This is a genomic window from Xanthomonas sp. A1809, assembly GCF_017746015.1.
GTDB classification, from domain to species: Bacteria; Pseudomonadota; Gammaproteobacteria; order Xanthomonadales; family Xanthomonadaceae; genus Xanthomonas; species Xanthomonas euvesicatoria.
Genome location: NZ_JAGHWZ010000001.1, coordinates 16,256 through 40,443 on the forward strand (window position 1 = coordinate 16,256; position 24,188 = coordinate 40,443).

The following is a 24,188-nucleotide window of genomic DNA, read 5'->3' on the forward strand; positions in this document are numbered from 1 at the left end:
GTGACCATCCAATCTTCCCTTCTCGCCAGTGCCATGCTTGCCGCGTTGCTATCGCTGCCGGGATGCTCCAACGATGCCAGGCCTGCCCAGGAGGCTCCCCGAGCCGTCAAGCTGACCTCGGCAACAGGTGATGACCCAGATCAGACACGCTTCACCGCAACGGTGCGGCAGGAGCAGCGCACTGCGTTGGCATTCGAAAACGGTGGACGGATCAATGCCATCTACGTCGACGTGGGTGACCATGTGCGCCAGGGGCAGCTGCTGGCGCAGCTGGATCCGGAACCGACGCGTCTTCGTTTGCGACAGGCCCAGGCCAATGCCAGCTCTGCAGCTGCAGAGCTGCATGAGCGGCAGATACAGCTGGAACAGCAGACTGCCATGTTCGCTGACGGGGCAACGTCGCAGGCCACACTGACCGCAGCCAAGGTGGCGGTAGATGCCGCGCAGGGGCGCTTGCGCGTGGCCGAATCGGATCGTGCGCTGGCGCAGCGCGCGCTACGTCAGGCGGACATCCATGCTCCGTTCGACGGCAATGTGGTCGCCCGTCTGCAACAGCCGCACGTGGACGTGCCCGGCGGTCAGGCGGTTCTGCAAGTGGAGGGTGAGGGGCGTGCGCAGGTGGTGGCCTTGCTGCCGCCGCAGGTGGCGGCGTTGAGTCCAGGTGCCACTATCGCAGCCGCGCGTACAGGAGCGGCAAGGGATCCGGTGACGTTGCGTTTGCGGAGCGTGGCTGCGGGCTTGGATGGCGCAGCCACCGTGCAGGCGATCTTCGATGTGCAATCCGGCGGCAGGGATCTCCGCAGTGGCGAGAGTCTTCTACTTTCCTTGCCGCGCCGGGACAGTGCGCAGCCATCGCTGCCCCTGGCGGCCGTCCTGCCGCACAACGACAACCAGACCGGCACGGTGTTCGTGTACCTGGCCGACAAGGGACGGGTGGAGCGTCGCAAGGTGTCGGTGGGCGCAATGCAAGGTGATCGGATCCAGATTCGCGGTGGATTGCGTCCCGGTGAGCGAGTGGTCAGCGCCGGCGCGGCATTTCTCACGGATGGCCAGCAGGTGGTGCCGTTCGTCTCAAGCAGCAAGTTGAGCGCGGGAGGTGCGCTGTGAATCTGACCCGATCAGCGCTCGGATCCAGCCGATTGACTCTGTTCACCGCGCTGATGGTGCTGGTGGGCGGCGTGCTGACCTTTCTGAATTTTCCATCCCAGGAAGAGCCGTCCGTCACCATCCGTGATGCGATCGTGCAGGTGGCCTATCCCGGCATGCCGACAGAGAAGGTCGAGAGCCTGCTTGCAAGACCGGTTGAGGAGAACCTGCGCAGCCTGGCGGGGATCAAGAAGATCGTGACCACCGTGCGTCCGGGCAGCGCAATTCTGCAGATCACGGCGCACGACACCGTGGCCGATCTGCCGGCACTCTGGTTGCGCGTTCGCGCCAAGGCGGCCGAGGTGGGCGGCGTATTGCCGGCCGGCACCATGGGTCCGTTTGTCGATGACGACTTCGGGCGCGTATCGGTCGCCTCGATCGCAGTCACCGCACCGGGCTTCAGCATGACCGAGATGCGCGGTCCTTTGCGCAAGATGCGCGAGCAGCTGTATACGCTGCCCGGTGTGGAGCGGGTTTCGATGTACGGTCTGCAGGAAGATCGCGTCTACATCGCGTTCGATCGCGCGCGGATGGTCGAGGCAGGCCTGAGCCCATCCTCCGTGATCGAACAACTGCGCCGCCAGAACGTGATCGCTCCCGGTGGTCTGGTGTCAGCCGCGGGCATGGCGATGACCGTTGCGACCTCCGGCGAGGTCGGCAGCCTCCAGGCATTGCAGCAATTTTTGATCAGCGTGCCAGATGCGTCTGGGGCTCGCGAGGTACCGCTGGGTGAGCTGGCCAAGGTGCAGGTCATGCCTGCGGACCCGCCGGAAACTGCGGCGGTCTACCAGGGAAAGGCAGCTGTCGTGGTCGCCGTCTCCATGGCCAATGGCTACAACGTGGTGAGCTTCGGAAAGTCACTGCGCGCAAAGCTTGTTGAAACCGCCAGGCTTTTGCCGAACGGCTTCAAGCAGCATGTGGTGACCTTTCAGGCCGACGTGGTCGACCGCGAAATGGGCAAGATGCACCAGGTGATGGGAGAGACCGTGGTGATCGTTATGGCGGTCGTCATGCTGTTCTTGGGCTGGCGCACCGGTCTGATCGTCGGCGCGATCGTGCCTTTGACCATCCTGGGTTCCTTGATCCTGATGCGCGTGCTAAATGTGGAGCTGCAGACCGTCTCGATTGCGGCAATCATCTTGGCCCTGGGGTTGCTGGTGGACAACGGTATCGTGATTGCCGAGGACATCGAGCGGCGTCTCGTGGCAGGCGAGGATCGCTTGCATGCCTGCGTCGAAGCGGGACGCACGCTGGCAATCCCCTTGTTGACGTCCTCGCTGGTGATCGTGCTTGCGTTTTCGCCGTTCTTCTTCGGTCAGACCAGCACCAACGAATACATGCGCTCCCTGGCCATCGTGTTGGCCATTACCCTGCTGGGGTCATGGCTGCTCAGCATCACCGTCACTCCTCTGCTATGCCTGTACTTCGCACGTGTCCACGTCGGGGAACACAGCGAGGGCAACTACAACTCCAGGTTCTACCGTGCCTATCGTGCGGTCATCGAGCGCCTGCTGGAGTTCAAGTTGCTCTTCATCGGCACGATGCTGCTTGCGCTGGTCGGTGCCGTCGTTGTGCTGGGATCGATTCCCTACGATTTCCTGCCCAAATCCGACCGCTTGCAATTCCAGATGCCGGTCACGCTGAGGGCAGGGGCCGACTCGCGCCAGACCCTGCAATCGGTCGAGACGATCAGTCGCTGGTTGGCCGACAAACGCGTCAATCCGGAGATCGTCGACAGTATCGGCTACGTGGCAGACGGCGGCCCGCGCATCGTGCTTGGTCTCAACCCGCCGCTGCCTGGTTCCAACATCGCCTACTTCACGGTGAGCGTGAAGCCCAAGACAGATATCGACCAGGTCATCGATCGTGTGCGCCAGTACACGCGCAAGACGCTGCCGGACGTACGTGCCGAACCCAAGCGTTTCTCTCTGGGCGCCACCGAAGCGGGCGTTGCGGTGTACCGCGTTACCGGAGCCGACGAGCAGGTGCTGCGCGCCGCCGCCGAGCAGATTGCCGATGCGCTGCGGAGCCTGCCGGGCACACTGGACGTGACCGACGACTGGCAGGCGCGCATCCCGCGCTACACCGTGCAGGTAGATCAGTTGAAGGCGCGTCGTGCTGGAGTCAGTAGCGAAGACATCGCACAAGCGCTGCAGCTACGCTACAGCGGCGTGGGTGTCTCGCAGATCCGCGACGATGGTGTCGACGTGCCGATCCTGCTCAGGGGCGATGCCGGTGAACGCGCTGCCAAGGGCAGTCTGGCCGATACCCTGGTTTACCCGCAGAACGGTGGCAAGCCGCTGCCGCTGTCAGCGGTGGCCATCATCCAGCGCGCCAGCGAACCGTCCACCCTGATGCGGCGTAACCTCGAGCGGGCCATCACCGTGACCGGGCGCAACCCGAACTCGACCACCAGCGAAATGGTCGCCACGCTGGCCGACAAGATCGCCAAGATCCAGCTGCCGCCCGGCTACCGTATCGAACTGGGCGGGGAGATCGAGGACTCGGCCGAAGCAAACCAGGCCCTGCTGGAGTACATGCCGCACGCACTGGGGGCGATCCTGTTGCTGTTCATCTGGCAATTCAACTCGTTCCGCAAACTGTTCATCGTGGTGTCGGCAATCCCTTTTGTGCTGATTGGTGCAGCCCTTGCCCTGCTGCTGACCGGCTATCCGTTCGGATTCATGGCTACATTCGGCCTGCTTGCCCTGGCCGGTATCATCGTCAACAACGCGGTACTGTTGCTGGAGCGCATCGAAGCGGAACTGGCCGAAGGCCTGCCACGACGCGAGGCTGTGATCTCTGCGGCGGTCAAGCGACTGCGCCCCATCGTGATGACCAAGCTCACGTGCATCGTCGGCCTGATCCCCTTGATGCTGTTTGCCGGCCCGTTATGGACCGGCATGGCGATCACGATGATCGGAGGCCTGGCCTTGGGGACGCTGGTCACATTGGGGATGATTCCAATCCTGTATGACGTGCTGTTCGGCCTTCGGCTGCTGGAGCGCGACAAGGACGTGGCCCGCGCATGATGTGCTTGCCGCTACTCGCCCAGGTGCATCGCGTTGCCTGGCTGCTATGGCTGCTGGTCGTGATGACGGCCAGTGGCTGCGCTGCGGTGACGTTGAAGCCTGTCAAGCCCCGTGCCTACCTGGAGGCACGGCGCGGCGATGCGCTCACGACAGGCCAGCTCGGCGACAGCACTACCGAAAGCCTGCGGCTGCTCGGACTCGATGGCGCGCGTTGCATGCAGGCCCCCAGCCAGTGCGTGCAGGCGCTGCTTAAGGAAGGCGGACTGACCTCTGAGCGTGGCTTGTCGGCGGCGGCGGAAGTGTCACTGCTGCAATCGCTCGAGCGGCCGCAGAAGACGGGCGATGCGATGCCCGACGCAGCATTGTCGGGCTGGCTGGAGACTGCCCGCTACGCATACGCCTACCTGTTCTTCAGCGGTCGCGCGCCTGACCAGCGTGCGTTCGAGGATCGGCAGACGCAGGTCCGCGACTACTACAACTATGCGACCGAGCAGGTCGTGGCGGGGCTGTTCCAGCGCTATCGACAGTTGCCGCCGGATGGCGGCACCTCCACGCGTCTGCCCGCGCCCGATCCCTGGAAGGTCAACCTGGACGTAAGCGGATTGGGCCCGCTGGAACAGATTCCCACGCCTGAGGCGCTGATTCCGGTTACCAAGATCCGCTTCCATGGGCTGCGCAGCGTTTACCGCCGAGATGGATTTGGTACGGAGATGGTGGCGGTGTTACCGGACCTCGAACACGGCGCAGCTGTCGCTTCGGATGCGGTGGTGACTCCCGGCGGCTTCAGCGAAATGCATACGCCCAACATTACCGCTGTACTGCGGTTCCGGGGGGCCTCGCTTGCCGAGGTGCTGGCCACCTCCGACGTCAGCCTGGAAGGATACGATCCACTGCAAAGCGACAGCGGACAGTTTGGCGGTTACCGGGTCCCTCTGGCAGCGAACTACACGGCAGGCTATGGGGTCTGGTTGGCGCGTTCGGGATTTGCCGGGCAATCGCTGCGCACCTTGTTCGGGATGGCCGAAGGTTTGAGCCAACCGCGATTGTTCATGCTTCAACCCTACGACCCGAACAGGCGCGTGCTACTGCTGATGCACGGCCTGGGCAGCAGCCCCGAAGCGTGGGTGAACCTGGCCAACGAGATCGCCGGCGATGCTGGATTACGCCAGCGTTATCAAGTCTGGATGATGTATTACCCGACCAATCTGCCGTTGGCCTACAACCACATCGCCATACGCCGCACAATCGAAGGCGCGTTGAACAGCTTCGATCCTGATCGTCGCAATCCTGCATCTCACCATATGGTCCTGGTGGGGCACAGCATGGGCGGGGTCCTCGCTCGGCTGATGATTTCCTCCAGCGATGGCGACCGCTTGTGGCAACGCTTGCTAGGCGATCTACCGCCGGAGCGCAGCACACGCGCACGGAGCAAGTTGACGCCGCTGCTGCAGTTCGAGCCGATGCCAGAGATAGGTCGCGCCGTCTTCATCGCTGCGCCCCAGCGAGGTACTGCTATGGCAAGCGGTGTGATGGCAGGCATGGTGCGTCGCATGGTCGGCATTCCCAACGTGCTGCTGCATCGCTTTGCAGACGTGCTGGACATTGCCAGCGACGTACCGAATCGCCTGCCTACCAGCATGGACAATCTGCGTGAGAGCGACCCTTTCATTCAGGCCGCTGCGGATCTGCCGATCAGCAGTCAGGTTCCGTATCACTCGATCATTGCCCGTCGTTCAGCACAAGGCGAACTCCTGCTTTCCGATGATGGCTTTGTCCCTTACAGCAGCGCACACCTTGAAGGTGCCACCTCGGAGAAGATAATCGTGGCCGGCCATAGCGTGCAGGAAACGCCAGCGGCTATTCTAGAACTCAGGCGTATCCTGACACAGGACGACAACGTCATTGAGGAGAATGCAAGCAGGTAGTGATCCTAGTCCTGGGGTTGATGTGCCTTCCGAAAAGACAGGCGAGCATGTCGGTGCTAGGTAATCAATTCCTGCAATTGCAAGGCTGCAGGAAAAGGATTGCCGTCATAATGCCATGTATCCGTGCGCCGAATATTGCTGGAATATTCGGCGATCTCGTTTGTCCATGAACGTCGGACCTGCTCGGGCGGCATCCTCGCTGCAACAAGAAATTCAGATGGGTTCAAAGGATCTTGGTTCGACTTCCGATCCCAGTGGCAACAGCCTGCGACTGCCCATTGAAGATCACGTTCGTCGAAACGCCGCCCACGCTTGTCAATTCAATTGACGTCGCCTTGCCGTCGCGCCATTCCATATCAACCAAAAAGCCGCCACGTGCACCAACTCCGGTGATGCGGCCGCTTTTTGACCAGGCCAGAGGCAGCGCGGGCAATATCTCAATTTTGCCTGGACGGGAATACAGCAGCATCTCCAGCATTGCCACGGGCGTTCCATAATTGGCATCGATCTGGAATGCACTCGAATCGGCGCCGAAACTATAAATGTCGAACAGGTTCATCGCTGAACCGTTTGAATTGGCATGTGACGGAGACAGGTTGGTGATTATCAGCTGATATGCCTTTTCAGAATTTCTCAGTCGTGCCCAGCAAATGGCGCGCCAGGCACATGCCCAGCCAAAGCTGGACATGCCTCGCGCTTCCAGGAGTCTGGTAACTCCATCGATAAGCTCTGCTGGACTGCGATCCAAATGAATCCGATCGCCAGGAAAGAATCCAACCAACGGTGACAAATGCCGGTGCTCGTCCTCGCCGAGATCTTTCGGAGACATCCATTCCTGTAACCTTCCGGTGATCGGGCTGATCTGAGGCAAGTACAGACGCTGTTGAAGTTGTTTTATGGCCTCTGCATATCCTTGATCACGCGAAAGAATTGCGCTGGACTGGGCATAGTTTTCGAATAGATCCCAAACCAGCTCCTGCGCGTAGGTGATTCCTTTTGCGTGTTCTGGCCCATGCTCGGGCGACCAATCACTATCATCAACTAGCACCTTGCGGACGGTGCCTGTGTCATCTGTCGTCGTTATCTCGATGAGGCGCGCCTCCCAGAATTCGCATGCGCCTTTAAGTAGCGGATAGATTTTCTGTAGGTAGCCTTTGCTTTGTGTATATTGATAATGCTGCCAAAGGCTATTGCATAGCCATGCGTTTCCGGCTGGATGCCACCACCAGCCATTTCCACCGAATGGATTGGTGGAAATCGCAACCGTCCATCCTGCTAGCTTTCCAGAAGAATTTTTGAAGCGGTTCCGAGGATCATTGAAGTGAGCTTTGGTAATGCGCGTCCAGGACTCGAATTGAGACAAACAGTAGCGAGTAAGCGCATCGAAACAAACGCCCAGTCCAGCTCGATCCGGAAGCCAGTAGTTCATTTGTAAATTGATGTCGGTATGATAGTCACTCATCCATGGGGGCGTGTTGTCTTTGAGCCACAGACCCTGCAGATTCGTCGGCAGACTGTCGCGCGAGCCGGCAATCGTTAGATAACGGCCGAACTGTAGATAGGTGGCCTCCAGTTCGGGATCTGGAGCAGCGCCGTTGCTTGCACGCGTGATAAGGCGTTGCCAGGTGTCCTGGTTACGTAGTGCATCGTCGGAGCGACCGAGGTCGATCTGCATTGTGTCGAAAAGCGACCTGTAATCAGCGGTATGCGTGTCGAGTAGCGTTGGTGCTGTAGCGGTCGAGGCCCGGCGTGTCTTTTCGATTGCCAGATTCAATGGCACAGCGCTTGGGTCACGGTAGCCATCCTCCAAACAAGGCGCATAATCGGTTCCCCCACTAAAGATGACGGTAAGCGCGCTGCACTTGGAGAATTCCAATATGTTGCCGCGTATCTCCGTCCTTCCATCATCCGCTATTACCTTGCTGGCAGCGGCATAGCGCAATGCATTAGGTAGTCGGCCACTGAAGTGCAATGTGCTGTTGTCGAGTCCGCCAGTGACGTCTTCATGCGCACTGACGAGCTGCAGCTTCCCGCTATGCAGGCCGCCTTTTTCGCATGTAAGCCGAATGACGATTACGTCGTCGGGCTGGCTGGCAAAATAAGTCCGCGTGTAGCCGACACCATGATGGCGGTACTGCACTCGAACGCACCCATTGCTGAGATCCAGCTCGCGCCGATAGTCATGGATGGAGGCCCCACCATGGCCTTCGAGTTCAAGGTACAACCGAGCAAGCATGACAAAACTGCCAAAATCATCCTTCCCGTAAGGAAACTGGCCGTTTTCATCCAGCGTGACATTCGTGCCGCCGGTCCACATGCTTGCGTCAGAGACGTAGAGGAAATCGCGCTCAGGCGCTCCGCCGATCAGTGCCCCGATGCGTCCATTGCCGATTGGCAAGCCCTGCTGAAGGACGTCTTTCTCAAGCGCGGGTGTTACGTACTGCATACGGAGCGCTTGATCGGGCGGAACGAGTGGTGTCGTTGGCGGCCGGATGGGTGTGGAATGCGCGCCAGAAAACCTTGGCAGGCTGAGCAAGGGCAGTAGAGCGGCAAGTGCACCGCTGCGCTTCAAGAATGCACGGCGCGCGGCATGGTCAGCATGGGAATACTTCGAACGGGACATTGTTCCGGGTTCAGGCGCCAACGTGCCAGTGGCACGATTTACGGCAGACGCTCTTTTTTAACCGCAATCTTGCGTGAGGGAAAGCCGGGAAAGAACAATGGTGAAATCGATTGCCTCCATGTGCTCAAGTCCACGACGATCGATCTGAATGTGGCTTATTTCTGGAACATTGTAGCGACGAAGCTTCTAGGCTGAGTGGCCAGGGAGTTGCGCATGATTGATGCAATCATGGAGGTCCGTGATTTGGACGAGGCCAGCGACACCCTTGTAGGGAGCTTAGGAAGCGCCGAGTGCCCGGGGCAGTGCCTACCTAGATCCCTGGTAACGGGCATGGCTGCAGCTGAAGCCGCGCGGCGCAATCGATTCCGGATCTGCGGTCGCGCCCGATTTTTGTCCACCACGGTGCGTGCACAATCCTGTGTGGGCGAGGCCAAACGCGCAGACACTCACTACGTGCCCTCCTTGGACTGCAGTGCTGGATGAAGCCTTCGATGTCAGTTATTGTTATTAGATAACACGAAATAGGCTCATGGCATGCACGATCGCAGGCGCTTCCTGATGGGTTCCACATCCGTGGCCATGATGGCGATGGTCGACGCCATCCCGACAATCGCGGGCCCAGTCGCGAGCGTCGTGCCGGTCAGCCACCAGGCACCGGACGCATTGGCACGCGACGAGGCGCATTGGCAGGCCATCCGGCGCCTGTATCCGGTGCAGGACGACATCATCAATCTGGAGCACGGTTACTGGGGCAAGATGTCCAGCGCCGTGGAGCAGGCGCTCGCACGCAATACGCACCGCGTCAATCGTGAGCTGTCCTGGTACGCCAGGCGTGACTATGATGCGGATTTTTTGCACTCGCGCAGGGTCGTGGCCGATGCGCTCGGAGCGCAGGTCGACGAGGTGATGCTGACCCGTAACGCCACCGAATCGTTCGTGAACTTGATCACGCAGTACGACGGATTGTCGCCGGGCGATGCAATCGCCTGGGCCGATGCGGACTATCCGGAGTTCAAACGCATGATGGCGTGGCTGGCCCGCGCGCGGCAGGTGGACGGCCCCATGCTTGCACTGCCCAGTACTGGCACCGATGACGATTATGTACGCGCTTACGAGCAGGCGTTCGATGCGCATCCACGCCTGAAGCTGGTCGTGCTCACCCATGTCAGCAACCAGCACGGGCTGGTGCTGCCGGTGCGCCGGATCGCAGCGCTTGCCAGACAGCGCGGCATCCAGGTCATCTGCGACTGCGCGCAGTCGTGGGGCCTGCTCGATTTCACCATCGAGACGTTGGGCGTTGACTGGGCGGTGTTCAACCTGCACAAATGGATCGGTTCGCCGGTAGGCGTTGGTGCCCTGTATATGCGGCGCGGCACGCTCAGTCCGGTCAGGCCGTTCCCCGGTGAGCCGGACTCCGATGCCGACATCACGGCCCGGGTTCACCTGGCCACCAGCGACTTTGCCGCATTCATGACGGTCCCGGCCGCTGTGCAGTTCCATCAGGCAATTGGTGGCGCCAACAAGCAGGCACGCTTGCGCTACCTGCGCCAGGTCTGGGCCAGCGCGCTGGGGGCGATGGAGGCGGTGGAGATCTTGGGAGCGGCGAGCGAACACAATGCCTCGGGCATGGGTGCGTTCCGCTTGCGTGGCCGATCGTCCAAGGCGGAGGCCGATGCGCTGCAACAGCGCCTGCAGGACGAGTTCGGCATTTTCACCGTGGTCCGCAGCGACTTGCACAGTGGCTGCTGTCTTCGAGTCACACCACAGATCTTCACCCCGGTGGCCGACATACAGCGACTGGTCGATGCGGTCGCCCAGCTCGCTCGGCGTGCATGAGGTGCTTGCGGCCGCCAGCTTGCGCCCGCCCCAACTGCAGTGGATGTCATCGTTACTGGCAAAGGTCGGGCGGTTATCGATGAAGCTAGGGCCGGACCTCCAATCACCACGCGGCCAGCCTGCATCGTCTGTCCTGCATCTGAAATCCTGACGGCGTATTGGCGGTCCGATCGCTGTGCTATGCGTGGTTGGAGTGGTCGTCGACACCAGCAACGCAACACGGTGCAGCATAGGGGCGGGGTGCGCCAGTGAATTCATCTGGATTGTGACGGAGCGTTGGGTCGCGGCACTCAACGGCCCAGCGTTCTTTCCATTTGGCAAACCAGGCGGCAATGCGTGGATCGCATCGTGTACTGGCAGCTTCCGGGGTCGGTGTCCCGACACGAACGGTTTCCTGTCGCTTCTGAAGCCCTTGAGAAATGCGATCCTGCCGGCTTGAAGATGTGCAGATCCACCTGATCTAAGGACGAATGTGCTGGCGCGTGGCATGCGACGTATCTGCCCGACCCAGCAACCCGCGTGCCTGCATCCACCAGGTGAACGCGTCGAACCAGTGGTCGCTGGTCGTCCCCTTTGGATGCAGGTCGAATCCGTGCCCGCCGCGCTCGTACAGGTGCAGCTCGGCCACGGCGCCGGCCTTGCGCCATGCGGTGTAGAGCAGGAGAGGATCGTTCGGCTGGTAGGGGTCGTCGGCGGCACCTGCAATGAAGGCCGGGGAAGCGCCAGCGGGAACCGGTGTGCGCAGGCCGCCGTAGATCAGGCCGACGAAGTCCGGGCGCGAGACATCCGGCCCGATGGCCAGATCGGCCGCCAGATAGGCGCCGCTCGAAAATCCGATGACGCCGACTCGCTGCGGATCGATTCCCCAGGTACGGGCGCGCTGTCGCACGATTGCCACCGCGCGCGCTCCATCCTCGATGGCGTGCGGCTCGCCGGCAAAGCGAGGGAGCTCCACAGGATTCCCGCTTCTGGCGCGCGACATCACCAACTCCATCTCCCGCAGATGGATTGCGGGCATGCGCATCGGTCCGTCGCCGCTACGAATGGTGCGGTGTTTGAGCACGAAGGCGGTGATGCCACGTTCCGCCAGGGCTTGCGCAACCTCCACGCCACCGGAGGTGTAGCCAAGCGCGACAAATCCGCCTCCGGGCACGACGATCACCGCCGTGCCAGTCTCCCGGCCCGACGCAGGCCTGAAGAGCTCCAGCGTTGGCTCGCTGACGTCGTAGATCAAGGTCTGGCCAGTGTCCAGCGTGTCCTGCCGCTCCGCAACGCCGAGCGATGCGATGGCGCCTTCCGGGTAGAGCGGGATGCGCGCGTCGCCAGCTGACGTTTGCGCAGCTGTCGCCGGCCATGCCCATGCAACCGCCAGCAGCATGCTTACCCCGATGAGCCGGCATTTGAAAAGATTCGCCATCACAGATCCATCTTGAGGGTGACGTAGCCAGAGCGCGGCTGATTGGGCGCCACGACCGGATAGCCCATGTACGAATACGGGTCCCACTCCTTGCGTCCGGTCAGGTTGACCAGCGCAAGTCCCAGCGTGAACCTGCCGAAGGTATAGGCGGCTTGCGCATCGATCGTGGCGTAGCCAGGAATGGCGACGGTGTTCGGCAGCGTGAGCTCGCGCGAACTGAACGCGGTGATGCCTGCACCGAAGGCCAGCCCGTTGGCCGGTCCATCAAGCAGCCGGTAGCGTGCGGCGATTCGCCCGCTGTTGTCGGGCACGCGCGCGATCCGGTCGCCAGGCGAGCTGCCTTCGTCCTGCGTGTTGGTGTGGGCATAGTTGGCCAGCAACGAGAAGGCGGGAACCGGCTCCCACACCATGTCCATTTCCAGACCGCGTGCGCGTTGGCGGCCACTCTGGATGAAGTAGCCCACGTTACCCGGGTCGGAGACCGCCACCTCCTTGCGCGTCTGCCGGAACAGCGCGACGGTGCCGGAAAGACCGCTGCTCGGCAGCGAAAGCTTCAACCCGCCTTCGACATTGGCGGAGGTCTCCGGCTTGGGCGTCGCCAGGCCGATGAATCCGAACGGCGCGCGGAAGGCGGTGGCATACCCCGCGAACACGGCAACGCCGGAGGCGACGTCGAAGGTTGCGCCGAAACGGGGCGACACATGCGTGTAGGTCTTGTCGTTGGCCACGCCGATATTGCTGTTCTCGACGAACTTCAGCGAAGTCAGACGCAAGCCCCCCGTCATATGCAGGCGACCGTAGGTCGCTTGGTCCTGAACATAGGCAGCGACGGTGGTGAAGCGATCGTCGGTGTATGAGTTGACCGGCAGCTGCGGTGTATAGGTCAGGTCGTAGCGGGGATTGGCCAGATTGATCGTACCGGCAGGACTGTCGCTGATGAACAGGCCCATCCCGCTGTAGAAGCTGGTCCAGTCGTAGTTGATGCCGCCCAGCAGCGTGTGCGTTCCGCCCAACAGGTCCACCTTGGCAGCGAGGTTCGCGTCGAGTGTCGCCTCTTTCGTGCGGTTCACCATCGAGATCGGGAAGACGTCGTAGTCGGGCGCCAGTGTGTCGGTGGCGGCAAGGCCGGGATAGACGAAGCTGCCACTCTCATCGACCTTGCCGCGGAAATAGCGCGCTGTCACCGTCAGCTTGACGCGGTCGGAGAACGCATGGCGCAGGGTGGCCGTACCCATCCGGGTGTCGTTGCTGGTCAGTGGCTGGCCATTGGGCGCGCCGGGAAAGGCATCGCGGTCCACTGTGCCGGCCAGCGCAGCATCCGCTGGCAGTCCGGAGTATTCCAGCGAGCGGCGGCGATTGAACTGGCCTTGCAGCAATAGATCGGTATCGGGTGCCAGCTGGAACAGGAGGCTGGGCTGCAGCGACCAGCGCTGGCCATGTACCTTGTCGATCCAGCTGTCGTCGCGTTGATATTCGGCGCTGATCCGTGCCGCCACCGTTGGCGACAACGGAAGATTGAGGTCGGCGTAAGGATTCCAGGTCGAGAAGCTGCCCGCGCGCAGCGCTGCGTAGCCGCTGGAAGCCGTTGGGTCCGGTCGCTCGCTCTGGATGTTGATCAAACCACCCAGCGGCGTGCCGAGCCCACCGCCATACAGCGTTGCGCTGGGGCCCTTGAGTACCGCAATGCTGGCAATGCCGACCATGCCGGTGGGGTCGTAGGCTTGCTGATTTCCCGCAAACAGCGGCAGCCCGTCCAGGTACACCTCAGCCGGGAATCCGCGCACGATCGGTGGAATGAACAGGTTCTCGTCCGAACGCGTCGGCGTGACACCGGACACGTTGACCAGCGCCTCGCCCAGCGTGCGTCGATCCTGCTCCTGCAGCAGCGTGCGGGTGATGACCTGCACAGACTGCGGAACCTCGATGAGCGGCGTCTGCGTGCGGGTGGCTGCAGAGGTGGCCGCCGTGGAGTACTGCGCGCGCCTGGCGGTGACGTTGACCGGTTCGAGCGTCCAGCTGGGCGTGTGCTCGGACGCGTCCGCCGCGGCCTGCTGGGCAGTGGTCTGGTCCTGCGCTTGCGCGTGGGCCGGCAGCACCAGGCCGGCCAGGCTCAGCGCGATGCCGGTGTGCAATAGGGTCTTGTGGATCATCAGCTCAGGTCTCCAATAGGAAAGGTGTTTTTTTGTTGCGCGGGCGGCATGCGCTACGCGATGGCCTGGTAGGGCTCAGTCCGCAAACCGGTAGGAGAGCGTCAGCTGCGCGGTCGCCGGCGCGCTTGGGGTCAGGGTGTAGTTGAAGACGCCCGCCGAGCCACCGGTGTAGTACTTGCGGTCGAAGACATTGAGCAGGTTGAGCTGCGCGCTCCACTGCCCACGTGCGTAGGACACCATCGCGTCGGTCCGGGCATAGGCCGACAGCTGGAAGGTGTTGGGCAGCGTGGCCTCCCGCGCGCCGACGTAGTAGACGCCGGCGCCGATCTTCAGCCCGGGCAGCGAACTGAACGCATACGTGCTCCACACGCTGCCGCTATGCCGCGGCACGTTCGAAAGCGCATCGCCCACCGGCAGATCGGTGTCGCGTTCGACCTTGGCATCGGTGTAGGCGTAGCTGGCGATCACCTTCCAGCCCGGCAGGATCGTGCCGGCCAGATCCAGCTCCGCACCGCGGCTGCGCTGCCTGCCGTTGAGCACCTGCCGCAGCGGATTGGCCGGGTCGGTGGTCAGGATGTTGGCCAGGTCCAGGTGGAACAGGGCCAGGTTGGCATCGAGCCGGTCGTCGACCAGCGCCCGCTTGACGCCGACTTCGAACTGCTCGGCGATCTGCGCATCGTAGGTGATGCCGCCGCCGCTGTGGCCCACATTGGGCGAGTAGCTGCGGCTCCAGTCGGTGAACAACGACGTGCCCGCCAACGGCTGCCAGGTCAGTCCCACGCGCGGGGAGAACGCGGTCTGCTGCCCGCGCCCGGCGACCACGTCACGCTCGATGGCGGTGTTGACGAAGCGATCCACGCGCATGCCGAGCATGGCCTTGAGTTGTGGACTGAGCTCGATCAGATCCTGGACGTAGAGGCCGTAGTCCTTGCCCTGGCCCTGGTGGGATTCCAGCGCGCCATTGGCGCGCAATGCGGTGACGTTGCCCGGGTCGAACAGGTCGATCTGCAGCGCATAGACCTGCGAGCCGGCGCTGCCTTGTTCCAGGTACCCGTAGTCGACCCCGGCCAGGACCTGGTGGCGCATGCCGGCAATGAGCAGATCGCCGGCAAGCTCCGCCCGCCCGCTGTATTGCCGGGAATTCTCATCGGCATTGGCATAGACCGAATATCCCAGCAGGCTACCCACCGGCGTGGTGCTGTCGGGAAAGGTCTGGGTCGAGTGCTGGCTGGCCGAAACGTATTGCCCGCCCAGGCGCAGCGTCCAGTCGGCCGAGAGGGCATGCGAGAACAACAGCGTGGCTGCACGGGTGGCGTTGCGGCCGTCGTCACCCTGCACCGCAGCGTCGACGCCATCGCGCAAGCCGTAATAGCGCGTCCGCGACAAGTCGCGATAGCGTTCGATCGCGGGAATCCCAAGATCGAAGCCATCGCGGCGGAGATGGTTGAATTCGGTCAGCAACGTCAGCGAGGTGCCGGCGTGGTTGTCCCAGGTCGCCGAAGGCGCAATCGACCACGCGTGGTAGCCACCGTCGTCGCGGAAGGTGTCGTTGTTTTCGATCGCACCGTTGAGGCGCAAGCTGATCTCACCGCTCACGACGCGGTTGAGGTCCAGCGTGGTGCGGCGCAAGTTGTTGCCGCCGACCGTTTGGCCGATCTCGCCGGAATTGTCTTGCTGCGGTCGCTTGGAGACCGTATTGACGTAGCCGCCGACCGCACCCACACCGCCATACAGCGCGCCAGCCGGCCCTTTGAACACTTCCAGCTGGTCGATGTTTTGCACGTCGCGGAACGCGTAGTAGCCGTAGTTGCGGAAGCCATCGCGCAGGCCATTGCTTTCGCTGAAGCCACGGATGTTGAAGAACGTGGCGCCATTGCTGCCATAGCTTGCTTCGGCATGCACGCCACTGACGTTGTCCACCAGCTGTTCGGTGCGCGTCACGCCGCGATCGCGCAGCACCTCCGCTGGCACCACCTGGACCGAGGCCGGATAGTCGGCCAGCGCAACCTCGGACTGGAGCGTGCTGCGCGCCTTGTCGGCGGCGTAGTCGCCGACCACCTGCACGGCAGGCAGTTGCGTTGCGTCCTGGGCGGCCGCGTCCAGCGCCCCTCCTGCGAACAGGAGGCCCACCAATAGCTTGTTCATGCTGTTCCTGGTTCTCGTGGTGAATCGCCGCCCGGTGCCGATGGCGCGGGCAGGCCAGGCGTGGGCCGCTGGGGATGACGGCCGGCCGCGCCAGGCGGAATACGCAAGCCACGATGCAACCGCACCGCGGGATCGGCGACTAACGCTTAAGGTCACTTCGCATCGCAATCGCCCTCGTTGGAGGCGATGCCCTGCCGATCACCGACCACATGACGACTGCGGCAGCGCACTTGGCCGCGCAAGGCGGTTCAACGCGCAGCACATCGGGGTCATCAGCGATGACGCAACGGCAGATACGAAGACGGATGGCTGGCGGCCCGGCCATGCCAGGTGCCACCAGCGGGATCAGGCCGGCAAGGTGTCCGGCGGGCCGCGCGCGCCGTGGGCCGGCCAGGCGCTGGCGATGCGCTGCATGCGTCGCAGCAATGGCAGGCGGACAGCCGCATGCAGCAGAAGCGGCAGCACCAGGACTACCAACAGCAAGGCCAGCAGGGTGGCCGCGAGTACGCAGTAATCGCAGAGCATGCCATCGTCCTTGTCCATCGGCATGGCCCCGGTATGACCGTGGTCCATGCCGGGCATGGCCATGTCCATCGACATCGCATGCGCGGCCTGCATCGGGGGCGCGCCTGTACCCAGTTCGACCTGCTGCATGCCGTGACTGGTGCACAGTTCCGCCAGTTGCCGAACAGAGTGCGTGGACGCATCCGCCAGGCTCCAGCGGCTGAGCACCGGCGCAATCGCCATCAGCAACGCGCCCAACAAGGCGAGCCGATGCATGACCTGCAGCAAGTGCGAATGGCGCAACATGGTTGTCAGTCTAGACCATGGCGCAAGGTCATGGCTGGCAGTCTTGTGGTGGTGATGGCGGGTTGCACAGGTGGCTTGAGGCAGATGGGCACCGACTGCCGCCGGAGCTACCTAAGAGGAAGCGCGGGCTTGCCGCCCGGGTCAGGACGTCGTTGCAGCCAGAACGCGACGACATGTGCGCCCTCATGCTGGCCGCTACCGGTCGGGCTGCAGCAGTTCGGTCGGTCTTCAGTGCATCGAGTGCGGGGAGGCGGCATTGCTTGGCTCCTCTGACCCCATTGGCTGCACATCGAACTGTACGCTCACGCGTGGAGCGTTCTGGAACACAAGGGTTGCCTTGATCGGTTTGCCGACGACGAACGGTGAATGCGGCTCGATGAACATCAGGTGGTTGCCGCCTGGTTGCAACTGCACGGTGCCATGCGCAGGTAGGGCCAAACCGTCATCGAGCCGACGCATCTTCATGACATCCCCCTCCATGCGCATCTCGTGTATCTCCACGCGCGCGCTAGCTGCCGACTCCACTGCGACGAGTCGGTCGGGCAGGTCGGCATCGTTGCGCAGTGTTACGTAGCCGCCTCCCACCGCCGCGCCCGGCGGTGTGGCGCGCGACCAGGCATGGCTGACCTGTACGACGGGCTTGTCTGGTGCGCGCGAAGCGATGTCGGCCTGTGGCGATGCTGGGTGCGCTGTCGCCTCCTCGTGTCCGGCATGTGGGCCGGTCTGCTGGCAGCCGACCAAGGCGAGTAGTGTGACGAGGAGCAGCGTGGCGTGCAGGTTCATGACGAATGACCTCCGGTTTGCGGAAAGGCCCGGCCGTGGTGCGGCGGGCGATGATGATGGTTGGTGCGACGGGAAACGGGCATTCAATCGTCGGCAAGAACCTGGCGGATGTCCGCTACACAGTCCTGCACGCTCTGCTCATGGGCCAGCCCCACGCGCAGTCGGCCCTGGCGATCGAATACGTAGCTGCGGGTCGAATGATCGATCGTGTAGGTATTGCCAATCGGCACTTTGGCGTAGACCACGTGGAGCTGGGCGGCGGCGGCCTTCACTTCGCCCTCGGTGCCGGTGAGGCCGATGAAGCCGGGGTCGAACGCTTGGACATAGGTGCGTAGCATTTGCGGGGTATCGCGCTGCGGATCCAAGGTGGCGAAGGCGAACTCCACCTCGCGCGCATCCTGTCCGAGCTGCCGCTTGATTTGCGTAGCCCGCACCAGTGTGGTCGGGCAGATGTCCGGGCAGCGGGTGAATCCAAAGAACAGCACCAGCACCTTGCCGCGGAAGCTCTGCGACGGGCGCGGCTGCCCTGCTGTATCCCTGAGGAAAAAGCTCACCCCGCGCCCTGCCGCACTCAGGTCGGCCCCATGCGGCGGCGGCGGGCTGCAGGCGCACAGCAGCCCGAGGGCGAGCAGGGCCAGGCCAAGGTGCCGGGCCATCGCAGGCCACCTGGGCAGATCAACCTTCATGAGCAACATCTCCGGCAGCCGGTAGGCGCATGCCGGCACTCAACGGGGCCGTCAGACGCAGCCGCTCGACGGAGACCTGCCTTTCCGCGGCCGTCAGTTGCTCGGCTAGCAGGTGCAAGTTGTCGGTGATCGCAGGCTTGGCCCGGTAGGGGGCCGTGTCGATCTGTGCGTGATCCCCATCCAGCACCGTGATCGCGGGTGGCGTGAGCGTTTTCTCGGCCTGGACACGCCGGAAGCCAGCCAAGCAGACCTGCATCGCGTCAAGCGTGATGGGGAATGGCTGCTCGGCGGTACGAGCGGCGGCGGGCAACAGGATCGCGGCCATTGCCATGGCAATACGCAACGCACGTGGCGCCGCGAAGAAATTGATCGACACGGGAAAACTCCTGGATTGAAGCGACGCGCGCAACTTGTGCGCGGAAGACCGACCTCGACCTCAAGCCAGGAGTGGCGGCCCGCGCGATCCCAGGCCATTGGGGTGCAGAAACAGACGTGCGATGTCACGCCGCCAGTTCCGTATGCCGCGTTGCGGGGTGAAACATAGTGAAAGCAGCAGGCCGAACAGCAAGGCCATCATGCCCGCGGCAAGCGGGCAATAAGGACAGTCGCCATCCATGTGGTCAATAGACGGAGCGGTCGGCAGCTCGCTGTCCGGTACGCTGGACGTGTCGACGGTCTTGACCAGTTTCAGGCCGCTTGCCGTGCACAGCTGCGACCACGTCGCATGGGTTCCCCCGGAACTGGACGCCATCACCCGCGAGGCGATCGGCATGGCGAGCAGCAGTGCCATGGCTAGTATCGCCAAGGAGCTCATCGCGCGCTGGAAGGCAAATTGCCGCATGCGGCGCATTCTAGCCATGACGCCACGATTGCGGGTGATTTGTCGCACTTGGCAGTGACACGCGATGCTGTCAATTCGATCGAGCAAGGTTCCACATTGAAACCACGGGGGCGTAGATGCCTGGGCAATTTCAGATCCCTACTCGATTGCAGCAGGCTTGGACGACCCGAAGCCGTTGAGAGTGTTGCTGCCCCTCTGTCGTTCGCGGGGCGGCAGGTGCGACAAACGGTCGCGCAGGCTCAATCGGGTGACGTTCAACGCCTGACATTCTTACTCCGTCCCTTAGAATCGGCCGGTGCATTGTCCTGTTCTCCACCGCTGGCTCCACGCCTGGGCATGCTTGGCCATGCTGCTGGTCGTGGTCGCTCCGCTGATCAGCCGGGCGATTGTGCACCCGGCGGCAGGTGCGGCTTCGATGTCAGTCGCTCATGCAGGGCATCACCTGCCAATGGAGCCGGCGACACCACGGACAGCCAACGTGCACCATCTGCACCATGATATGGGTCATGGCATGGGTCATGGCATGGACCACGCCATGCAGATGCCGGGTGCTGCCGTTGTGGCGGAGTCGGACACGCCTCCATCCAGCTCCGATGCCTCTCATGCCGAGCATGAGATGGGCGTGGACTGCGAATACTGTCTGATTGCCGCTCGGATGATCGGCCTGTTGGTGGCCTTGCTTCTTTTGCTGGCCACCTGGCCTGCGGTCTTGCGCGCCTTGGTCGGCCTCGTCGATATACGGCGTGTTCCTGCACTAGGCACGCTCGGTGCTCGCGGTCCGCCGGCCGCCTCCATCTGCTGAACCAGCCCATGACTTGAGGCGCATTGCGCCTATCCGTCAATGCACGTTTGTCTGCCTCCCCATCACCGTGAGGCCAGCGCGCGTGCACGTGCTGCCCTGTACCGCTGACGCCCGGCGCAATGCCGGCTCTTTTGCTTGTCTCGACCCTGCGTGGTCGCGGCCGTTTGATGCTGTGCCCGATTGAGCGTCTGTCGTCCGATCGCGCTTGGTCACCCCATGACAACACCGCACAGCATCCCGTATCGAAGGTTCATCGATGACGATCTCCAATTTCATCTCCGCCGGCATGCCCCGAAAGGGCGCGCTCCTGTTGGCCATCAGCGCATCCTGTGCGCCATCGGCATATGCCCAGACAGACCACCAACAGCCGCCTGCCGAAGCCACGACCCTCGACACCCTGCAGGTGCAGGGACAATACCAGCGGTTGCTTGATGCGCCGGAAGCGATCGGCAGCCGCTTGGGCCTGTCGCAGCGCGAGACGCCAGCGTCACTTCAAGTGATCGATCAGAGCGATATCGCCCAGCAAGGCGCACGCACGACCAGTGAGGTGTTCGACATGGTCGCCGGCGCGATGGTCGGCAATGTGCCGGGCAACCCGGCCGTGGTCACCATGCGCGGGTTCAGCGGCAACACGGTTTCTGTCCTGCACGACGGCGTGCGTCTTGGCGCTTCGACAATCGTCACCCGCAACCTGGATACCTTCGGTCTGGAGCGGGTTGAAGTGCTGCGTGGCCCGGCGTCGGTGCTTTATGGCGAAGGTGCCCTGGGCGGGGCCATCAACCTGGTGAGTCGCAAGCCGCAACTAGCGGCAACCTCCATGGAAGGCATGCTGGGCGTCGGCAGTTTCAACACCTGGCGTGCCGGGTTCGACGTCAACACGCCGCTGTCGGACACCGTTGCCGTTCGCGGCTTCGTCAGCCGCCTGCGCTCTGACAGCCTCAACGACATCGACGACAACCAGACCGATCTGTTGACGGTCGGCGGCAGCCTGCTGTGGCGCCCGGGCACCGGGATGTCGATGCTGTTCTCCTTCGAGCACGCAGAGGACGACAGCACGGGTACCTATCAGGGCGCGCCGATGGTGCCCGCCGACGTTGCAAGATCGCCCAGCCATGTCGTGCGCAGCACCGACGGATTTGTCGTGGACAAGGCGACGCGCCACGTGAACTACAACCCGCCGGGTGCCACGACCGGGGCCAACAGCGACCTGTTGCGCTGGCGCGTGGACCTTCCGCTGGGCAGCGGCTGGTCGCTGCAGAACGATCTGAGCTGGTATCAGGCCGACCGTGACTTCTTCTATTCCGACAACTGGATCTACAACCGCGCGAGCGGGCAATTCTCCCGCACCGCCGAGCGGATCCAGCACGATCAGCGGGTCTGGAATGAGCGGCTTGCGCTGGCGTTCGACGGCCAGGTGGGCGGGCATCGCAACCGATTCACCGCCGGGCTCGAGCACAACGACACCGACTTCCACAACCCACGGCAGACCGGCACGACCACGCCGGTTTCGCCGATCAATCCGGCGCTTGGCGTCTTTCCGGACGAATCGGCGGCCAACTTCCCCGGGCCAGGCAACAACGTGATCTTCGACTCTCGCCTGCGCACCTCCGCGGCGTTCGCAGAGAACGCGCTCAACCTGACAGACCGCTGGATCCTGCTAGCGGGTGCGCGTATTGAGAAGATCTCACTGTCGCGCGATATCCGTGATCTGAACACCGGCAGTTCGGAAACGTTTCGTCCCGACTACAGCCCCTTCTCCTGGCGCGTTGGCACGGTCTTCGATGTGACGCCGGACGTGCAGGTCTACGGCCAATACGCCACAGCGGTCAGTCCTGTTTCCACCCTGCTGACGATGCGGCCGGCCGCTGGCGTGTTCGACCTCAGCAAGGGGAAATCGCTCGAAGCCGGTGTGAAGGCAAGCGTGTGGGACAAGCGCGTGGAGCTGACCGCGGCCGCCTACAGGATCGAGCGCGACAATATCCTCACCCGCGATCCAACCAACCCGAGCATCAGCGTTCAGGGCGGCGAGCAGTCCTCTCAAGGTGTGGAGCTCTCTGCTCAAGCTCGGGTCACGCGGGGCCTTCGACTGGACCTGGCCGCCGCTTACGGCACGGCGCGCTACGACCGGCTAATGGAGGCCGGCGGTGCAGACCGCAGCGGCAATCGCCCCACCAATGTCCCCAATGGTACCGCCACCCTGGCTGGCAGTTATCGCTTCGTACGTGTGCCACTGTCGATCGGGGCATCCGCTCGTAACGTGGGCGGCTTCTACACCGACAACGCCAACACCATCCACGTCCGTGGCGCTACGACCTTCGACGCGTGGGTCGGCTACGACTGGCAGCGCGTAGCGGCAGTGTTGCGTGTGCGCAACCTCTCCGACGAGCTTTACGGCACCTACTCCGGTTACCCGTCCACCCACATCTACCTTGGCGCGCCACGAAGCGTCGAGCTGACCCTGCGCACGCGGTTCTGACATGGCCCGAAAGCGTCCTTCGAGCGCTGAAGACGTCCAGCGTGCCGATGCTGCCAGGCGGGACCGGCACCGTCTGTTCTGGCGTTGGCATCTCTATGCGGGCCTGTTCGTCGCGCCGTTTCTGCTGATGCTGGCAGTCACCGGTGCGATCTACCTGTTCAACGATGAATTGAACGATGCGATCTACCCGGAGCTGCGCTTCACCCAGACGCCCTGGAAGCAGCGATCCTCACTTGGAAGCATGATCGATGCGGCGCAAGCGCATGTGGCGGGAAGCACGGCAACGCGGATCGATGTCCCCATCGATCCGCACCGGCCTGCGCAGGTCTATCTGGATGTCGCCAAGGCCCCTAGCCAGATCGCTTTCGTCGACCCGGGCACTGGTCTGGTGCTGGGAACGCTTGTGCCGTCGCGGACACTGGTGGGTCTGGCCGATCGCCTGCATGGATCGCTGATGCTTGGCGCGCCAGGTAGCTACCTGATCGAACTGGCCGCCTGTTGGGCGGTGCTGCTCATCCTGAGCGGGCTGTATCTGGGCTGGCCGCGCGGCCAGGGGCTTGCCTGGTGGCATGGAGTGGTCCCCAACCTACGTGCAAAGGGACGGGCGTTCTGGAAGTCGCTTCACGCAGCAACGGGGCTTTGGGTCTCGCTGCTGGCGCTCTTGCTGATCTTTACCGGTCTTCCCTGGGCATCGTTCTGGGGGGAGTGGGTGCGCAGTGGTGCCGAGGCGATCAATGCAGGCTACCCGCCTGTCTATCGCCGTTACGTTGCACCTGCTGCGCCCAAGATCGGGACCGGGTTCAACGACGTCCCCTGGACGCTGCAGCAAGCGCCCATGCCGCCCGCTGACGTGGCGTCCGATCCTGCGCATTCGCATCACCAAACCCACGCTGCTGCAACACCGGGCACTGCACGCCACTGGACCGACGCCGGCCTGGAACGTGCCATCGCCCATGTCCGCGCCGCAGGCACGGCCGATCCGCTGCGGGTGTTCCTGCCAAGCACGCAACGCGGTGCGTTGATGGCCTACACCTATCCGGACAGACCCCAGGGGCAGGTCACTTACCACTTCGACGAACGGGGCGAACTGCTTGTTCGTGCAGGCTTTGACGACTACGGCGTCGTAGCCCAGGCCATCGAGATGGGTGTGCAACTGCACATGGGCAACTACTTCGGCCGGGCAAATCAATTCGTCATGCTGTTCGCCTGCGTCGGTATCGTGGTGCTGTGCACATCCGGGCTGGTGATGTGGTGGCGTCGCAAGCCGGCCGGCCGCATCGGCGCGCCCGGATCCGACCGCCGCACGCCGCGTCGCTGGCTGATCGGCTTGGCCGTCGCAACCGCACTTGCGCTGCCGCTCCTGTTCGCATCGCTTGTCATTGTCTGGGTGTTTGATCGATGGATCCGGCCACGATCGCGGCTGTTCCGATGGCTGGACTGAAGTAGCGCATGCATTCGTATCGCCCGATTGTCGGGCATTCCGGGGGCGTCGCTCCCATATCGCTGGAGGAAGGAA

The 24,188-nt window shown here is 63.0% G+C and carries 16 protein-coding genes; 7 read left to right on the forward strand and 9 right to left on the reverse strand.

The window, feature by feature from the left end; all coding sequences use genetic code 11:
• From J7396_RS00075 to J7396_RS00085, 3 genes are read left to right on the forward strand one after another with little or no spacing between them, the layout of a single operon-like run.
• A complete protein-coding gene (locus J7396_RS00075) occupies positions 1 to 1,107 on the forward strand; it encodes an efflux RND transporter periplasmic adaptor subunit (RefSeq protein ID WP_343237453.1) in 1,107 nt (368 codons plus the stop codon).
• A complete protein-coding gene (locus tag J7396_RS00080; RefSeq protein ID WP_209260714.1) occupies positions 1,104 to 4,178 on the forward strand; it encodes an efflux RND transporter permease subunit in 3,075 nt (1,024 codons plus the stop codon). Before J7396_RS00075 ends, J7396_RS00080 begins: the two co-directional genes overlap by 4 nt.
• 5 nt (positions 4,179 to 4,183) lie before the next feature.
• The gene (locus tag J7396_RS00085; protein ID WP_343237454.1) at positions 4,184 to 6,103 is read left to right on the forward strand and encodes an alpha/beta fold hydrolase; all 1,920 of its coding nucleotides are present in this window, start codon (positions 4,184 to 4,186) and stop codon (positions 6,101 to 6,103) included.
• 223 nt (positions 6,104 to 6,326) lie between these two features.
• Here the strand turns inward: J7396_RS00085 and J7396_RS00090 are convergent, their stop codons facing one another.
• The gene (locus J7396_RS00090) at positions 6,327 to 8,726 is read right to left on the reverse strand and encodes a glycoside hydrolase N-terminal domain-containing protein (protein WP_209260715.1); all 2,400 of its coding nucleotides are present in this window, start codon (positions 8,724 to 8,726) and stop codon (positions 6,327 to 6,329) included.
• A gap of 558 nt (positions 8,727 to 9,284) precedes the next feature.
• Here J7396_RS00090 and J7396_RS00095 point away from each other — a divergent pair.
• Positions 9,285 to 10,562: an aminotransferase class V-fold PLP-dependent enzyme gene (locus J7396_RS00095; protein WP_244669444.1), complete on the forward strand. Its 1,278-nt coding sequence runs from the start codon at positions 9,285 to 9,287 to the stop codon at positions 10,560 to 10,562.
• A 460-nt stretch (positions 10,563 to 11,022) separates the two neighbouring features.
• Here the strand turns inward: J7396_RS00095 and J7396_RS00100 are convergent, their stop codons facing one another.
• From J7396_RS00100 to J7396_RS00135, 8 genes are all read right to left on the reverse strand, one after another.
• Positions 11,023 to 11,796: an alpha/beta hydrolase gene (locus J7396_RS00100; protein ID WP_244669445.1), complete on the reverse strand. Its 774-nt coding sequence runs from the start codon at positions 11,794 to 11,796 to the stop codon at positions 11,023 to 11,025.
• Between the two features lie 182 nt (positions 11,797 to 11,978).
• Positions 11,979 to 14,129 (reverse strand): TonB-dependent siderophore receptor, encoded by a 2,151-nt coding sequence (locus J7396_RS00105; RefSeq protein WP_209260717.1) that lies wholly within the window; start codon positions 14,127 to 14,129, stop codon positions 11,979 to 11,981.
• Between the two features lie 75 nt (positions 14,130 to 14,204).
• Positions 14,205 to 16,274, reverse strand: coding sequence for a TonB-dependent siderophore receptor (locus tag J7396_RS00110; protein WP_209260718.1), 2,070 nt, complete (start codon positions 16,272 to 16,274; stop codon positions 14,205 to 14,207).
• 345 nt (positions 16,275 to 16,619) lie between these two features.
• On the reverse strand, positions 16,620 to 17,084 hold the full coding sequence (locus J7396_RS00115) for a DUF2946 family protein (protein WP_209260719.1): 465 nt from the start codon (positions 17,082 to 17,084) through the stop codon (positions 16,620 to 16,622).
• Positions 17,085 to 17,312: 228 nt separating this feature from the next.
• A complete protein-coding gene (locus J7396_RS00120; RefSeq protein ID WP_209260720.1) occupies positions 17,313 to 17,867 on the reverse strand; it encodes a copper chaperone PCu(A)C in 555 nt (184 codons plus the stop codon).
• Between the two features lie 83 nt (positions 17,868 to 17,950).
• A complete protein-coding gene (locus J7396_RS00125) occupies positions 17,951 to 18,553 on the reverse strand; it encodes an SCO family protein (protein WP_244669446.1) in 603 nt (200 codons plus the stop codon).
• Positions 18,543 to 18,929, reverse strand: a complete 387-nt coding sequence (locus J7396_RS00130) for a hypothetical protein (RefSeq protein ID WP_209260721.1) — start codon at positions 18,927 to 18,929, stop codon at positions 18,543 to 18,545. The genes J7396_RS00125 and J7396_RS00130 overlap by 11 nt, the downstream gene beginning before the upstream one ends.
• Before the next feature lie 60 nt (positions 18,930 to 18,989).
• Positions 18,990 to 19,412, reverse strand: a complete 423-nt coding sequence (locus J7396_RS00135; RefSeq protein WP_343237455.1) for a DUF2946 family protein — start codon at positions 19,410 to 19,412, stop codon at positions 18,990 to 18,992.
• 328 nt (positions 19,413 to 19,740) lie between these two features.
• On the opposite strand from J7396_RS00135, the gene J7396_RS00140 reads away from it, so the two are divergent.
• The 3 genes from J7396_RS00140 to J7396_RS00150 all read left to right on the forward strand — a co-directional run bounded on the left by J7396_RS00140 (position 19,741) and on the right by J7396_RS00150 (position 24,113).
• Positions 19,741 to 20,196 carry a hypothetical protein gene (locus tag J7396_RS00140; protein WP_209260723.1) on the forward strand — a complete coding sequence of 152 codons (456 nt, stop codon included), beginning with the start codon at positions 19,741 to 19,743 and terminating at the stop codon, positions 20,194 to 20,196.
• Between the two features lie 256 nt (positions 20,197 to 20,452).
• A complete protein-coding gene (locus J7396_RS00145; protein WP_209260724.1) occupies positions 20,453 to 22,672 on the forward strand; it encodes a TonB-dependent siderophore receptor in 2,220 nt (739 codons plus the stop codon).
• Position 22,673: 1 nt separating this feature from the next.
• On the forward strand, positions 22,674 to 24,113 hold the full coding sequence (locus tag J7396_RS00150; protein WP_209260725.1) for a PepSY domain-containing protein: 1,440 nt from the start codon (positions 22,674 to 22,676) through the stop codon (positions 24,111 to 24,113).
• Positions 24,114 to 24,188: the final 75 nt, after the last annotated feature.

What these genes read in the sequence shown, in the direction of transcription:
- J7396_RS00090 (WP_209260715.1), bottom strand. Translation starts at nt 8,726, where the DNA reads ATGTCCCGTTCGAAGTATTCCCATGCTGACCATGCCGCGCGCCGTGCA.
- J7396_RS00095 (WP_244669444.1), top strand. Translation starts at nt 9,285, where the DNA reads ATGGGTTCCACATCCGTGGCCATGATGGCGATGGTCGACGCCATCCCG.
- J7396_RS00105 (WP_209260717.1), bottom strand. Translation starts at nt 14,129, where the DNA reads ATGATCCACAAGACCCTATTGCACACCGGCATCGCGCTGAGCCTGGCC.
- J7396_RS00110 (WP_209260718.1), bottom strand. Translation starts at nt 16,274, where the DNA reads ATGAACAAGCTATTGGTGGGCCTCCTGTTCGCAGGAGGGGCGCTGGAC.
- J7396_RS00115 (WP_209260719.1), bottom strand. Translation starts at nt 17,084, where the DNA reads ATGTTGCGCCATTCGCACTTGCTGCAGGTCATGCATCGGCTCGCCTTG.
- J7396_RS00120 (WP_209260720.1), bottom strand. Translation starts at nt 17,867, where the DNA reads ATGAACCTGCACGCCACGCTGCTCCTCGTCACACTACTCGCCTTGGTC.
- J7396_RS00125 (WP_244669446.1), bottom strand. Translation starts at nt 18,553, where the DNA reads ATGAAGGTTGATCTGCCCAGGTGGCCTGCGATGGCCCGGCACCTTGGC.
- J7396_RS00135 (WP_343237455.1), bottom strand. Translation starts at nt 19,412, where the DNA reads ATGGCTAGAATGCGCCGCATGCGGCAATTTGCCTTCCAGCGCGCGATG.
- J7396_RS00140 (WP_209260723.1), top strand. Translation starts at nt 19,741, where the DNA reads ATGCTGCTGGTCGTGGTCGCTCCGCTGATCAGCCGGGCGATTGTGCAC.
- J7396_RS00145 (WP_209260724.1), top strand. Translation starts at nt 20,453, where the DNA reads ATGACGATCTCCAATTTCATCTCCGCCGGCATGCCCCGAAAGGGCGCG.
- J7396_RS00150 (WP_209260725.1), top strand. Translation starts at nt 22,674, where the DNA reads ATGGCCCGAAAGCGTCCTTCGAGCGCTGAAGACGTCCAGCGTGCCGAT.